This is a genomic window from Lederbergia citrisecunda (assembly GCF_018343695.1).
Taxonomy (GTDB): domain Bacteria; phylum Bacillota; class Bacilli; order Bacillales; family Bacillaceae_C; genus Lederbergia; species Lederbergia citrisecunda.
This window is the reverse complement of the sequence record NZ_JAGYPJ010000001.1, coordinates 849159-863971: the sequence shown is the minus strand read 5'-3', so window position 1 is coordinate 863971 and position 14813 is coordinate 849159. Positions and strand designations below refer to the sequence as shown.

The following is a 14813-nucleotide window of genomic DNA, read 5'->3' as shown; positions in this document are numbered from 1 at the left end:
GGGACGAGAAGGTATATTTCCCGCGGTACCACCCAAATAAGCAAAATCATTATAGATTTGCCCACTCTAGTTTCCGTATCGTGGAATGACCGCTTTCATCTACTAACTTTAAGCTTTCGAATTAAGAACTCAAGGGTGATTTTCCATTTCTCTCCTATTTCAGGCTCGCACTATCCCTGAATCGCTTTTTAGGGGTATAAGAAACGTACTGTCCCTGTCATCGTTTAAAATATAATAAATAGTATTCATTATTATATGTGAGCTTAATATCTTTCGTCAATGTTTAATCTTCTATTTCTTGAAGAGACTTTAATTCTGAGGAATCGATTTCATATTCCATTAAATGTTCCCAATCATCACTACCAAGAAGATCTAGTTGAGCCTCAATCAATAATTTAAACCTAGTTCTGAACACTTTTGATTGTTTTTTCAAATCTTCAATTTCCAAAGCAATTTTACGAGCTTTTGATAGAGATTCATTCACAATCCTATCAGCATTCTTTTCCGCTTCCCGAATAATTAGCTTCGCTTCTTTTTGGGCATTTCCTTTTACTTCTTCAGCAGCTTCTTGAGCTACTACAATTGACTTATGCAAAGTGTCTTCAATTGTATTAAAATGTCCTAATCGTTCGTTCATGGATGCTAATTTATCTTCTAATTCTTTTTTTTCGCGAATTAGCAATTCGAATTCTTTAATAACTTGATCTAAAAATTCATTTACTTCGTCTTCATCATATCCGCGAAAACCTCTACTAAACTCTTTATTATGTATATCGACTGGCGTTAACGACATTATGCCACCTCCACAAAGGACCTTCAAATGTGTATTTATACATATTATACAGAATTCCGACTAAACCTGCTAGAATCTTTTCATTTTTTAAATATTTATTTTAGTAATCCTAATTTAATCCGTAATTTGTCTTTTTTGGTTTTGCCTTGGATTGATAGTAAACAGCATCTACCATGTCCTCTGGCAGAAAGGACGTCCCCTTCATCGCATTCAAAGGCAGTACGCTCAACTGTTTCCCAATTTACTTTAGCGTGACCTTGTTGAATTAAAAGTTGCGCTTTTTGTCTTGAAATATTAAAAGCAGCGGCTAATATAACGTCAAGACGCAAAGAACTAGCTGTTGTCTCTTTTTCTTTCCAGTCCTCATCAGAAATAATTGCATTTTTTAAGTCTAGTTTTGACACGCTGACTTTAGCCTTACCGATTTGATTCAACTGTATGGTGACGAACTGTTCAACTTCTGTTGCCAAAAAAAACTGGATGCGATCACCATTAATGATAATATCGCCATATTTCTCTCTTTTTAAACCAATAGACATAAGAGAACCTAAAACCATACGGTGATCAAGATTTAAAAACTTTTTTGGATACTCGATTTCATATAAAGTAATTTGAAAGTCTTCATTACTTGGCTGCAAATATTCTGGAAAGATCAACGCTCTTTTTCTTTCACAATTTTCCGTACCACCGAAGAAGATATACTTAATTTCATTGTTCTCGCCAATGATTGATCTAAGAATATATTGCTCTCGCGGATTAAGAAAGTCAGTCAGTTTCTCAGAATAAGTATTTTCTACATATTGCTGCCAGCTTGTAACTTGGTCAATAAATTCTTTTTCCTCTGGCCTAAAATGCTGGTAAATAACAGACATAGAGCACACTCCATCTTTTTAAAACCATCTACCTATTTCAATTAACCCTGCAGAGGCAAGTTTCAAAACAAAAAATGCCGCGAGTGGCGAAATATCAATCATTCCGATTGGAGGAACGATTCTTCGAAAGGGTTCAAGATAAGGTTCGCATACTTTTGCAAATAACTGTCCAATAGAAGTTTCACGTGAGTTTGGAAACCAGCTCATCAATATATAAATAATTAAAATCCATGAGTAAATACCAATAGCTGAGCCAATGATATTCAAAATCATATTCATTTTTTAAGTCCACCTCGTATCATTATAATCATTGTCCTCGATCAAATCAGATATATTCCCTGAAACCTCAACATTATCTGGTGTACATAAAAATATATCTTTACCTACTCTTTGGATATCTCCACCAATGGAGTAAACCGCACCACTAAGAAAATCAACAATCCTAATAGCTTGATCACGTTGAATTCGCTGCAAGTTAACAACTACAGCACGACGATTTACTAAATGATCAGCTACTTCTTGTGCTTCCGCATAAACCCTTGGCTCTATTAAAATCATTTTGGAAGAATTTTGCACACTTTGAAGGCTTACTACATTTTGTTTACGTGTTTTTGGAGTACTCAGTTCCTGCTCAGGCATTTTTGGAGTCTCCTTTACAATTTTTTCTTCTTCAACATAATCATATTCATCTTCAAGCAGAAAAAAATTTTTAAATTTTGACTTTATTCCCACGATTATAGACCTCCTTCTTTATTCTCCTACTAGAGCAGTACCAATACGAACGAAAGTAGCTCCTTCTTCTATTGCAATCATATAATCATTCGACATCCCCATAGACAATTCATTGCATGGAGCATATTCAAGATTTAATCTTTTTATTTCTTCCTTTTTTTCTCGCAAACGGCGAAAACAGTTTCGTAAAATAGCTTCATCATTAGTATTGGGGGCCATCGTCATGAGCCCTACAATTTGAATATTAGAATATGATGATAATTCATGTATAAAAGGAATGACGTTTTCTGGATTAATTCCGTGTTTTGAATCTTCCCCAGAAACATTGACCTGTACAAAGCACTTTATGTGGGTTTTAGCACGTTTTTGAATTTCTGTAGCTAATGATAGCCTGTCCAACGAGTGGATATATGTAACTTTATCAATAATATTTTTTACTTTACGTGTTTGAAGCGTTCCAATAAAATGCCATACTGGCCTGTCTCCCAGAACCTCCCATTTGGAAGTCAGGCCATCGTCTCTATTTTCTCCAAAATGCACTATGCCTGCATTTAATGCTTCCATTGCCCTTTCATTTGACACATACTTTGTAACAGCAATGACAGTTACATCATTTGGTTGTCTATTCGCCCTTTTACACGCTAATTCTATATTTTCTTTAATAAGAGCGAACTTCGTTTCCACTTTCATGTACAATAGCTCCTACTTTTTCGTTTCAAGATCGATTGAATTGATCTTTGTCAAAATTACACGAAAAGATATTTTTCTTTAGTGTACCACAAAAGATGTCTGTCGGATAATAAAAATCAATTTTTAGGCACTTCTAGTTGCTGTTGAACATATTGTTGGTTCTGATGTCTAACAAGAATCACATCCTCCCCAATTTTGACAATATGATTCCAAGGAATGATGATCTCCTCATCCTTACCAAAAAAGCCAAGTAGTTTCCCTGAATATCCGATAATAATGGTTTCAATTTTCCCAGTCTCAAGGTTAATCTCAATATCCCCGATATTTCCAAGCTTGCGTCCATCTGAAATATTTACAACATCTTTCGTTTGAAATTCAGATATTCTAACCATTCCGATTCCTCGCCTTCTTCCATTTACTCTATATGTATGCGATGGATGACCTTTTTACAATAAAATAAATTGGAGCATGCCTCCCTAAAATAGGGAATCATGCTCCATTATCCGGATAAGGTGGGGAATATATTGTTCAGCTCTAGGACTTATCAATTTGAAAAAATTCTTGTCTTCTTCCTACGATAAGTCAAGGCTTACTTAAGCCAAGATAGGATCGTCGACTAAAACCGCCACGTCCTTATGTCTTCGTTGACTGACCCACATCCTGTGGGCCTGTACGTCGATCAGCAAGGCGCTTACACTTTTCTTATTTATTGTATGTTTTTATTCATTTGTTTAATAGCCGCTTTTTCTAGACGGGATACTTGTGCTTGTGAAATTCCGATTTCTTCTGCAACTTCCATTTGTGTTTTACCTTGGAAAAATCGTTTGCGGATAATCATTTTTTCTCTTTCATTTAGTCTTTGTAACCCATCGTGGAGTGCAATTTCCTCAATCCATTGACTATCGCGGCTCCGTTCGTCACTTAATTGATCCATTACAAATATCGGATCCCCACCGTCATTATATATTGGTTCAAATAATGACACTGGATCTTGTATGGCATCTAATGCAAAGACCACTTCCTCATGAGGAATATCCAATTCTTTCGCAATTTCTTCAGATGTTGGCTCTCTTGATGTTTTAGCCATTAACCGCTCCCTAACATGCAATGCTTTATAGGCAATGTCTCTTAATGACCGGGAAACTCTAATTGGGTTATTATCTCTTAAATAACGCCGAATTTCTCCAATAATCATTGGGACGGCATATGTTGAAAATCGAACATTTTGGCTAAGGTCAAAATTGTCAATGGATTTCATTAACCCTATACAGCCAACCTGGAAGAGATCGTCTACATATTCACCTCGATTATTAAACCGTTGTATTACACTTAAAACAAGTCTCAAATTTCCATTTACTAATTTTTCTCTTGCCGATCGATCTCCTTGATGCATTTGCCTTAAAAGTTCCCGCATTTCTTCATTTTTTAGGACAGGGAGCTTAGAAGTATCCACACCGCATATTTCAACTTTATTTCGCTTCAACTTTTTCCCTCCTTGCAGGAGCTGATGTACAAAATTAAGTATTTCCGTAGGAGGAAAATCTATGCACTAGCTTTTTTAGAAGAAGGGCAAAAAAAAGAAAAAACCAATATAAATATTGGCTTTTCCATGTAGAAATATTTTTTTCTAGTCTAGCTCCAGTGCTTTTTAACTTCCAAAAATTCATGTCCCTTTCTTTCATAAGTCAACATCGATTCCTCGTGTTTCCCTTATCACAATTCTTGGGCAAATAGAGAACTTCGATGAAGAGACAGATACCCTTTTCTTAGACCATTTTATTAAACTCTTTTCGAAGTCTTTTAATGATTCTTTTTTCAAGACGTGAAATATAAGACTGAGAAATTCCGAGCATATCTGCCACGTCTTTTTGTGTTTTTTCTTCACCGCCTGTAAGGCCAAATCTTAATTCCATTATTTGCTTCTCACGATCCGATAACTTATGGAGAGCGGTAAATAGTAGCTTTTTGTCCACATTCGCTTCTAAATTTCTTGTAATGATATCATCATCTGTACCTAAAACATCGGATAATAATAATTCATTTCCATCCCAATCAATATTTAATGGTTCATCAAAAGAAACCTCAGATCGAGTTTTATTATTTCTACGTAAATACATAAGAATTTCGTTTTCAATACATCTAGATGCATATGTTGCAAGTTTAATTTTTTTCTCGGGATTAAAGGTGTTAACAGCTTTTATTAAGCCAATTGTTCCAATACTAATTAAATCCTCAATATTAATTCCCGTATTTTCAAATTTCCTAGCTATATATACGACTAATCGTAAATTTCTTTCGATTAGTAAAGACCGTGCCGTTTTATCCCCATTAGGCAGCTTATTTATAAGAATTTCTTCTTCATCTTTTGATAGTGGAGGAGGCAATGCTTCACTTCCACCTATATAGTAAATTTCATCTGATTTTAACCCAAGTTTGTTTAATAGGCGATACCAATAGTACTGAATACGTATTCGCAATGATTTCAAAAAATTGTCCTCCTTTCACTCTTAGAAGTATAAGAATTTACGATGCCGGATGTTCAACAGCACTTGCTGTCATATATGGATGGATAATACATTGGAAACTTTCATCCTTTGATAGTGTTTGAGATGTGAAAACAATAAGTGCTTTATTAACAGAAGTACTTCCATTTTCTTTATTGAAATCTATTTTATCTGGCTTAAAAGCACAAAGAAGCTGATTGTTTTTACCAAGGGATTTTGCTGGGATTAATCGCATAATACTGCTCCATTCTTTCGGAAGTAAAGAAACAGTATCATAAAGCTGATTTGTATCATCTGCGATAGTGATAACTTCTGGAGGTAACATATTTCTAATAGATTGTATTGAAACGATCATCACCGGAGTCTTTGTAATTGGATCATATAATTGATTTCCACTATCGATTAACCCTTTTAAGTGTAAAATAATTCCATTAATTGTAATGGTGACATTAATGAGGACATCATATTGGATGTTAGTAATTGTTAAAGCATTTACCCTTCTTCTAGAGAAATGCCACGCAATTGGAAATACCAAGATCAAAAAAAGCCAACTTACAGGATCTCCATACCCCCGTAAATTTTGAATGACTACGGTTGATTTTAGATCCAAATTAAATGTAAGAAAATAATGAACTCCTATCAAAATGCCGCCCATTAAGAACGTCGCAAAATAAAACGTTAATAAGCAAGAAATGAAACTTGAAAACTTTTTATAACCAAATACTGTTAACATCATCACTATTGATACTGTTAATTTAACTATGGGATGGGCCGCAAAAGTCGAGAATGGAGTGATTGCCATTAAAATTAAAAGAGATCCTAATACTCCTCCTAATATGATTCGTATAGGATGTGCCGATCTTTTTAAAAAAATTGATGTAATCCATAGTAAAAGGCTATCGATAAGCAAATTTAATATCCAGATAATATCTAAATAAACAACCAATCATACCTCCCCCAAAAAAATACCTATTTACAAATATTCGATAGCATTATAGATACCATTTTCATTAAGTATTTTTTTACTTTTATAATAAAGTTAGGATAAGTGCTTTCATAAAAAGTATAAATTAGTTGTCTTTTAGAATGTGTCAGTTTCTGTATTGGAAAAAATAGAAGTTTTCACCATTTCATTCGAAGATTGTCTAAGTAAAGCGCACATCTGCTCTAAAGAAAAGCGCAAGTATCCTTCCCCATCGAAGTAAATGGCCAGAGAACGTGGAGATTTTAGTTGAGGTTCCTTTTCGACCGGAGACTTGTAATAAAGGAATAACGATGAGCCACTAAAAGCGGACGACGCCTGAAGCGGAATGCTAACGAGGCAACGCCTTCTTGACTCGCATCCCGCGAGCTTCCGACGTGCAAATGTTCTGAAGCAAATAAAGTCACACTATGACTTTTATTGATACTATTAGCACCAAGTAGAAAGACAAGAAGTTCACTAGTCAATGGCTGCTAGTGCTAGACTGCAATAACAATAGTCTAACTAAGTAGACTTATAAATAATCTTATACTTTCTTTACTATAAACAAATAACCCGTAAGCTTTTTGGCTTACAGGCTATTTGTACAAATTTATTTAATATTATCTTTTTCTGTTTCTATTACGAAGGAAAGTTGGGATGTCTAAAGTATCTTCGACAGACTGATTCGATCTGACTGGCTCTTGAACTTCTTCCCTTCTTGGTTCACGAGTAACGCTTTGTAAATGCGAACTCGGTTTTGCTTGTCCAAAACTTGGTCTTTGTTGAACTGGTTGAGGGGTAGCCTCATTAAAACCAGTTGCAATAACTGTTACAATAATTTCATCTTTCAAGTTTTCATTAATAACAGAACCGAAAATCATGTTTACTTCTTCGTCGGAAGCAGATGATACAATATCTGCAGCTTCTTGTACTTCATACAAGCTAATATTTGTACCTCCAGAAATATTCATCAAGACACCTTGGGCTCCATCAATGGATGTTTCTAGCAACGGAGAAGATATGGCTTTTTTGGCCGCTTCAGCAGCACGGTTTTCTCCTGTAGCAACACCAATACCCATCAATGCTGATCCTTTATTCGACATAATCGTTTTAACATCGGCAAAATCAAGGTTGATTAGCCCAGGTACGGCGATCAATTCGGAGATACCTTGAACACCTTGTCGTAGTACATTATCTGCCTCACGGAAAGCTTCAAGCATCGGAGTGCTCTTATCGACAATTTCAAGCAATCGATCATTCGGAATGACAATAAGTGTATCAACCGCTTCCTTCATAGCCCCTATTCCACCACTAGCTTGTTTAGCACGTTTCGGTCCTTCAAATGTGAATGGTCTTGTAACGATTCCAACCGTTAAAGCGCCTAGATCTTTAGCAATTTGAGCAATAACTGGAGCAGCACCAGTTCCTGTTCCCCCGCCCATTCCTGCTGTTACAAATACCATATCTGCGCCTCTTAAAGCTTCTTCAATTTGCTCTTTACTTTCTTCGGCAGCCTTCTTTCCAACCTCAGGGTTTGCTCCGGCACCAAGTCCTCTTGTAAGTTTTGCTCCAATTTGCATTTTAATTTCTGCTTTAGATAAATTAAGAGCTTGTGCATCTGTGTTAACGGCAATAAATTCAACACCTTGAACATCATGTTCAATCATTCTATTCACAGCATTATTACCGCCACCACCAACGCCAATAACTTTAATGGTTGCTAATGAATCTAAATTTGTATCAAAATCCAACATGGCAAGTCCTCCTATTTTGTTTAATTACCGGGATGCCTTACTCGAAAAAGGATCCAAAAAATTTTTTTACTTTTGTAGAGATTTTTTCTTCAGGATGTTTCTCTCTTCTTTGATTTTGTGAAGACGCCTTAACTAGGCGCTTCTCATTTAGTTCATCAGAATACTGATACGGTTCTGCACTTACTTTTCTTCCTTGCAATCTAGCACTCTTATATGCATGTTTTATTAGTCCAATAGCTGTTGTATATTGTGGCTCCCTAACCCCGATGTAATCTGGAATCGCGACGCGGACCCTATTTTGGAATACAACTTGTGCTAATTCCATGACTCCATGCATATTAGAAACTCCACCAGTTAAAACTAAACCACCCGGTAAATCGGAAACTCCCATTTTTCTCAATTCTTTTTGAATGAGTTCGAATATTTCTTCCATTCTAGCTTCAATGATATCAGATAATTCGACCTGATTAAACTGTTGATGTTGGTCACTTCCAATAATCGGTACGCTGAAAACCTCATCCTCAGAGGCTTGGTCATAAAAAGCATGTCCATATTTAATTTTGATTTTTTCAGCATCTTCAGTTGCAGTTCTAAGACCAATCGACAAGTCCTTAGTAATATGATCTCCACCTACAGGAATCACAACTGTATCTAGTATATGTCCTTGTTCGAAAACAGTTAAAGTAGTAGAACCACCGCCCATATCAATTAAAGCAGTACCTAAATTTTGTTCATCTTTAGATAGGGCACATGAAGCAGAGGCTAATGGTTGGAGAACAATATCAACGATTTCAAGACCAGCGCGTTCAACACAGCGAAGGGTATTATGTAAGATGGTTTTAGAACCAGTAATAAGGATGCCTTCCATTTCCAGTCGAACACCGATCATTCCTCTTGGATCGGTAATTTCTTCGAGGCCATCCACAATAAATTGTAATGGGATAACGTTAATAATTTCCCTATCTGGTGGAATGGACATTACTTCTGATGCATCAATGACTCTAGCAACATCGTCATCACTTATTTCCCTATTTTCGCTAGAAACAGCTACTACACCATGACATGGCTGAAGTCCTATATGATTTCCCGCAATTCCAACTATACATTGTCTAATTTGCATTCCAATCATTCTCTCAGCCTGTTCCACTGCCTTTTTAATAGAATGAACGGTTTCGTCAATATCGACGATCGCTCCTTTTCTAATCCCTTCCGATTTGGCAGTACCAACTCCAATTATATTCAGCGATTGATTGGACATTTCACCAATAATAACCTTAACAGTGGACGTACCTATATCTAAGCTGACATATACTTCGTTGTTGTTCATTCTCTGGCACCTCCTTTTACCTTGCTCTTCCTTATCTCATTGAAAAAAATTTTCATTCAGACCATCCTTGAATATACTTATTAAGATTTATTCGTCATCTAATTTTATTTTCCTGTTTAATAATAATATTTATTTAGAATTTTCTCTAGTATTTGCCCATTTATTAATTAAAATTCTGCGAATTACCGCTATATTTTGAAATAATCTAACACCGAATGCAAAAACTGCAGCTAAATATAAGTCTACACCAAGATGAACTCCTAGAAAAGCTAAACTTGCCGCAAGTATTATATTAAAGAAAAAGCCAGAGACAAATACTCGGTTATCATATATATTTTGCAAATAAGCTCTTATTCCCCCAAATAATGTATCTAATGCAGCTAGTACGGCTATTGATAAATAGTTTGCATATTCTTCTGGAATTTTTACATCTGTCATTAAACCTAATAGTAGCCCTATTAGTAATCCAACAATGGGAAGCCACATTTTAGCCATCCCCTTTTTCTTCGACTGGAGTCATACCATGTATTTTTATCGGATCGACATAGGCAGGAACAACGATCGTTCTATTTGGTTTTGAAATTTCAACCTTTAAATTGTCAATAAAAAAATCATCCTTCGTTGAAGAAACTTGCATTCTATTATACATTTTTTCAGCTACTTCCATATTTTCTGTAATGATATGAATATAAAAGGGAAGTGTTTTAAGTGAGTGGGTACCGATTTTTGTTTCTCCGTTAATGTCTCTTATGACCGTTGTATTGATTAATCTCTCACCATCTATTGAAATATCCTTCGCACCATACATATTCAATTCATTGATCAGACGTTTTAGATTCATTGGAGAAACCGAATTAACCCTTTGTCCTAAAAGCAACGCTTTATCAATAGAATCTATTGTAAGGACTATTCCCGGCCCCTCTACTTCAGTAAGTCCGGATTCTTTTTTCAATTGATCCAACGTTTGTTTTAATGCCTGCTCTTTACTTCCCTCAATTTCAGATGCATAATCGTTTATCCTCTTATCGTTAACTCTAATTTCTTCAAGTAATTTAGATTGAAGCTTCATTTCATTTGATAGAGTTTCTCTAAGCTCCCATATATCCCTTGTATCTCTTTTAGTAGGTTCATGAACCGTCTGAAATTGTACTGCAATCATAAAACCAATAACAAAAGTAATAATCGATATGTATAATTTCGCATGATTCCCCATTATGAAGATTCTCCCAGTACAGGATCCAAAATAATTTGCTTTTTCTTTTCAATTGAAAAGATAATATTATCATTTACAATTTGATCACGAACACCACCAGGTATATTTAAAGCCGAAATAAGAGTATTGGTATCTCCTATAGCAGTTATTTTAAATGGTGCAGGATATGGATTACCATCTACAGTGATGACAGGTCCATTACATACAATATAGGAATTATGGTTCAGTCTCTGACCATTTATTGAAATGGAAGTAGCACCAGCAATATACAATTCATTTACTACTTTAAAGACATGATGTTCATGAACAATATAATTATTCGCATCTTCGCTCTGTCTATATTCCCCGTCTTCAAGAGTGACTTCAATTCCTGGACCTTTAACTTTCACCTTTCCAAGAAACAATCGGTATTTTTCAGTTTCTTCAGCCAAGCTAGAATACATATCCGCTTCCTCGGATAATTCTTTTTCGTTTTGTCGAACTTCTTCTTGTTTATCATATAAGTCTTTCTGCAGCTCTCTATTTTTATCCTGTATAAGGATAATTTGTTTTCGCAAATTATTTGCCATTAAGTATTGTCTATCCGTAATTTTTAGCGTGTTGGCATCTTCTTTACTTGTTTGACTGTATGAGAAGGCGATGATGAAACCAAAAACTAAGAAGACTAGGGAAAAGACAACATACTTACCTTTCTTCCTCCCCTTCACTTTTCTCCTCCTCTTCATCGTATGCTTTGAAAAAAGAACCAACTTCCAAATTGATGACACCTTTAACCTTCGAATCTAATTGACTGGCAATTGAAGGATAGTGGATCATTTTAGCGGCAAGGGTAGGAATGGTAGCACTTATTTCAAAGCCGTCGTTCATAAATAAATATATATGATACTTGTCCGTTTCTTTCGGATCATAATGAATTTCCGATACAGCGTTTAATATTTCCGAAGGAAACTCCTTTAACTGCGCCACTAGCTCCTCTAGATAAGTTCCCGTCTTAAAATTTATTAATAAAGGTGCGTCAGCTAGTAATGTACTTTTATTAAGAATTGTTCCATTTTCTAATACAGGAAGGAACTCTTTTTCGGAAACAATTTGTGCAATAGGAGAGTATTCCTTTATATTAATGACGATGTTATTAGGAAATTCCATACGTACTTCGGCTTTTTTCACTTCTGGAATGGCCATAAGGTTTTTCTTAGCCTGTTCTTTATTTATTTTCCAAATGTTTTCACCTTTTTTCAGAGATGAGACACTCAAGATATCTTTTGTTGTAACTAAATCATTACCGTAAACAACAATTTGATTAATTTGGCTAAGCGGCGATTGAATATAAACAACGCATGCGATTAGGAGAAAGAAAAGAGTGAGTAAAAAAATTAGACGCCTATTCGCCTTTCGCCGACGATGTTCTTTAATTTTGGGAATCCTGTCTTCAAGGGATAGAACTTTCCCTTTTTGCATAAACACTACCCCTTTTACGACTTTATATTTATTTTTGACTTTTGCTTACGAGGTCTAGCAATAAGGAAAACAATCTTTCTGAAGCGTCCCGAATGCCAAGTTTTTTTGCTGCTTCTCCCATTGTAATTCTTCTAGAATCGTCAAGTAAGATGGCATCAAGAGCGTCAATAAGTCTTTGACTGGATAATTCACGTTCTTCCAGCATGACTGCGGCATCTTTATTTACTAGCGCTGTTGCATTTTTCACTTGATGGTTATTTGTTACATAAGGACTTGGTATTAATATTGAAGGAATCCCTAATGCTGTTATTTCTGCAAGTGATGTTGCTCCTGCACGCCCCACGACAACATCTATGGAAGCAAGAAGCTCCTCCATATTGTGGATAAATGGCACAATTGCCACATTATCATTTGTCCCAAGTAAATTTGCTTCCTTTGAAACTTCCTCAAAATGCACTTCACCCGTGACATAAATAATTTGATAGGGTTTATTAGATAGTTGAGAAAGGGATTTAATAACTGCCTCATTAATAGGTCTGGCCCCTCTACTTCCACCTACGACAAGGGCAGTTTTGATATTTTCCTTTAACCCAAAAGATTGTAAGATTCCATTAGATTTGGAATCTAACACTTCGGAAGCACGTGGATTCCCAGTCAGTACTACTTTGTCGGACGGGAAAAAAGGCCGAACTTCTTCAAAACAAATAGCTACTCTATTTACATATCGGCTTAAAAATCGATTGGTCAACCCCGGAACACTATTTTGCTCATGTATGACGGTTGGAATTTTTCTTCTAGCCGCAGCATAAACAACGGGTCCACAAACATACCCTCCTGTACCTATGACAACATCGGGTTTAAATTGTTTTAATATTTTTTTACTATCCAGAACGCCTTTAATGAATCGGAAAACAGTTTTAACATTATCAAATGATAAAGATCTCCGAAATCCAGTTATATTTATTGCTTTAAAAGCAATATCTTCACGTCCAATTATTTTTGCTTCAAGTCCTTTTTCTGTTCCAATATATAAAAATTCAACATTAGGATCTTGTTGTTGAATCGTTTTAATTAAGGCTAGGGCAGGATAAATATGTCCTCCAGTTCCACCGCCACTCACAACGATCTTCATTTTGCCACCTCTATCACTAGTTACATAATTACAATCAATCTATTTATTATCTTACTATATTTTTCACAAGAAAAAAGTGTTCTTAACGTAATTGTAATGAAAAAAAAAGAACCTTGTCATTAAGGTTCTTACAGTTTGTAGACATTTTTATAATTAAGTACTTTCAGACTAGTTAAAAATGATCAATAGTAGTTCGAAAGGCCCCTTGATGCTACTGTTCTTTATTATCACATTTTTGAATATCGACTTATATTCAGGAGAATGCCAACTGCCATCAGCATTAATGTCAGTGAAGATCCTCCATAGCTAAGAAAAGGCAAAGTAATTCCGGTGACAGGCATAAGTCCTGTAACAACACCAATATTAATCATTACTTGTATAGCAATCATCGATATAATTCCTATTGCTAAAAAACTACCAAAAAGGTCAGGTGCACCGAGTGCTATTTTTATTCCCCTCCAAAGCAGAAGTGAAAATAAAAATAGGACAAGACTTCCACCAATAAATCCAAGTTCCTCGGCTAAAATTGCGAAAATAAAATCTGTTTGAGGCTCTGGCAGATAGAAAAACTTCTGTCTACTTTCCCCGAGCCCTAGCCCAAACAGTCCACCTGGACCAATCGCATATAAAGACTGAATGATTTGAAAGCCCGTATTTTGCGGATCTTGCCACGGATCTAGAAATGCAGTGATTCTTGCTATTCTATATGGCGCTGAAATGACAAGTGCAACAAATCCAGCAAGTCCTAGAAAACCAAGCATTACAAAATGGAATATTCGGGCTCCTGCAATAAATATCATAATAATGCATGTCCCAACCATTACTGTTCCAGTTCCTAAATCTGGCTGTAGCATGATCATTCCAAATGCTAAGAAGACCAATCCTAATGAAGGAAATAATCCTTTTTTTAAAGTTGTAATATAACGCTGTTGCTCAGATAAAAACTTTGCTAAAAAAGCAATAATCGCCAGTTTAATAAATTCAGAAGGCTGAATAGAAAAAGCCCCTACACCAATCCAGCTCCTAGACCCATTCCGTTCAACTCCGATACCTGGAATAAGTACAGCAACTAACAAAACAAAACAAACGATGAGCAAAGGCTTGGCCCACTTTTTAATAACCCAATAATCGATATTCATAACCAAAAACATTGCCATAAAACCAAGGCAAGCAAATAGCAGCTGGCGTTTAGCGAAGAAAAAGGAATCGGCGAATTTATAATTAGCCCATATGGCACTTGCACTATAAACCATGATAAGACCGATCGCTAATAATAATAGAGTCGCAAATATTAATATAAAATCAGGAGCTGTTTTTTTTACGGGCAATTTGAACACCTCTGCATACTCAATTTTTGAGCGTTATTTTGAGCAT

17 protein-coding genes and 1 other annotated feature (1 of these 18 only partly in view) are annotated in these 14813 nt (G+C 35.6%); all 17 genes read right to left on the bottom strand.

The genetic code is table 11. The annotated features are described in order from the left end of the window. Positions 1–230 (bottom strand) — a binding site (T-box leader) (it extends 4 nt beyond the left edge of the window). A 53-nt stretch (positions 231–283) separates the two neighbouring features. Continuing rightward, positions 284–793 carry a DivIVA domain-containing protein gene (locus KHA93_RS04345; RefSeq protein ID WP_213109605.1) on the bottom strand — a complete coding sequence of 170 codons (510 nt, stop codon included), beginning with the start codon at positions 791–793 and terminating at the stop codon, positions 284–286. 95 nt (positions 794–888) lie between these two features. Continuing rightward, positions 889–1665, bottom strand: coding sequence for a YlmH family RNA-binding protein (locus KHA93_RS04340; protein WP_213109604.1), 777 nt, complete (start codon positions 1663–1665; stop codon positions 889–891). Between the two features lie 18 nt (positions 1666–1683). Continuing rightward, positions 1684–1944, bottom strand: coding sequence for a YggT family protein (locus KHA93_RS04335; RefSeq protein ID WP_213109603.1), 261 nt, complete (start codon positions 1942–1944; stop codon positions 1684–1686). A gap of 3 nt (positions 1945–1947) precedes the next feature. Next, complete coding sequence (locus tag KHA93_RS04330) at positions 1948–2397, bottom strand: cell division protein SepF (protein WP_213109602.1); 450 nt, start codon at positions 2395–2397, stop codon at positions 1948–1950. 18 nt (positions 2398–2415) lie between these two features. Continuing rightward, positions 2416–3087: a YggS family pyridoxal phosphate-dependent enzyme gene (locus KHA93_RS04325; RefSeq protein ID WP_213109601.1), complete on the bottom strand. Its 672-nt coding sequence runs from the start codon at positions 3085–3087 to the stop codon at positions 2416–2418. A 116-nt stretch (positions 3088–3203) separates the two neighbouring features. Continuing rightward, positions 3204–3479, bottom strand: coding sequence for a YlmC/YmxH family sporulation protein (locus KHA93_RS04320; protein WP_213109600.1), 276 nt, complete (start codon positions 3477–3479; stop codon positions 3204–3206). 314 nt (positions 3480–3793) lie between these two features. Then, positions 3794–4612 (bottom strand): RNA polymerase sporulation sigma factor SigG, encoded by an 819-nt coding sequence (gene sigG / locus KHA93_RS04315; RefSeq protein ID WP_432806341.1) that lies wholly within the window; start codon positions 4610–4612, stop codon positions 3794–3796. A gap of 241 nt (positions 4613–4853) precedes the next feature. Further along, positions 4854–5573: an RNA polymerase sporulation sigma factor SigE gene (sigE, locus tag KHA93_RS04310; protein ID WP_213109598.1), complete on the bottom strand. Its 720-nt coding sequence runs from the start codon at positions 5571–5573 to the stop codon at positions 4854–4856. 37 nt (positions 5574–5610) lie between these two features. Further along, positions 5611–6537 (bottom strand): sigma-E processing peptidase SpoIIGA, encoded by a 927-nt coding sequence (gene spoIIGA / locus KHA93_RS04305; protein ID WP_213109597.1) that lies wholly within the window; start codon positions 6535–6537, stop codon positions 5611–5613. Positions 6538–7175: 638 nt separating this feature from the next. After that, the gene (ftsZ, locus tag KHA93_RS04300) at positions 7176–8309 is read right to left on the bottom strand and encodes a cell division protein FtsZ (RefSeq protein WP_213109596.1); all 1134 of its coding nucleotides are present in this window, start codon (positions 8307–8309) and stop codon (positions 7176–7178) included. A gap of 37 nt (positions 8310–8346) precedes the next feature. Next, complete coding sequence (gene ftsA, locus KHA93_RS04295; RefSeq protein ID WP_213109595.1) at positions 8347–9636, bottom strand: cell division protein FtsA; 1290 nt, start codon at positions 9634–9636, stop codon at positions 8347–8349. A 129-nt stretch (positions 9637–9765) separates the two neighbouring features. After that, positions 9766–10122 carry a small basic family protein gene (locus KHA93_RS04290; protein WP_213109594.1) on the bottom strand — a complete coding sequence of 119 codons (357 nt, stop codon included), beginning with the start codon at positions 10120–10122 and terminating at the stop codon, positions 9766–9768. A 1-nt stretch (position 10123) separates the two neighbouring features. Then, positions 10124–10849 (bottom strand): DUF881 domain-containing protein, encoded by a 726-nt coding sequence (locus tag KHA93_RS04285; protein ID WP_213109593.1) that lies wholly within the window; start codon positions 10847–10849, stop codon positions 10124–10126. After that, positions 10849–11556: a DUF881 domain-containing protein gene (locus tag KHA93_RS04280; RefSeq protein ID WP_349772258.1), complete on the bottom strand. Its 708-nt coding sequence runs from the start codon at positions 11554–11556 to the stop codon at positions 10849–10851. The genes KHA93_RS04285 and KHA93_RS04280 overlap by 1 nt, the downstream gene beginning before the upstream one ends. After that, the gene (locus tag KHA93_RS04275) at positions 11534–12307 is read right to left on the bottom strand and encodes a cell division protein FtsQ/DivIB (protein WP_213109591.1); all 774 of its coding nucleotides are present in this window, start codon (positions 12305–12307) and stop codon (positions 11534–11536) included. Before KHA93_RS04275 ends, KHA93_RS04280 begins: the two co-directional genes overlap by 23 nt. Before the next feature lie 28 nt (positions 12308–12335). Then, a complete protein-coding gene (murG, locus tag KHA93_RS04270; protein WP_213109590.1) occupies positions 12336–13439 on the bottom strand; it encodes an undecaprenyldiphospho-muramoylpentapeptide beta-N-acetylglucosaminyltransferase in 1104 nt (367 codons plus the stop codon). Between the two features lie 227 nt (positions 13440–13666). Next, positions 13667–14767: a stage V sporulation protein E gene (spoVE, locus tag KHA93_RS04265; RefSeq protein WP_213109589.1), complete on the bottom strand. Its 1101-nt coding sequence runs from the start codon at positions 14765–14767 to the stop codon at positions 13667–13669. Between the last annotated feature and the right edge of the window lie 46 nt (positions 14768–14813).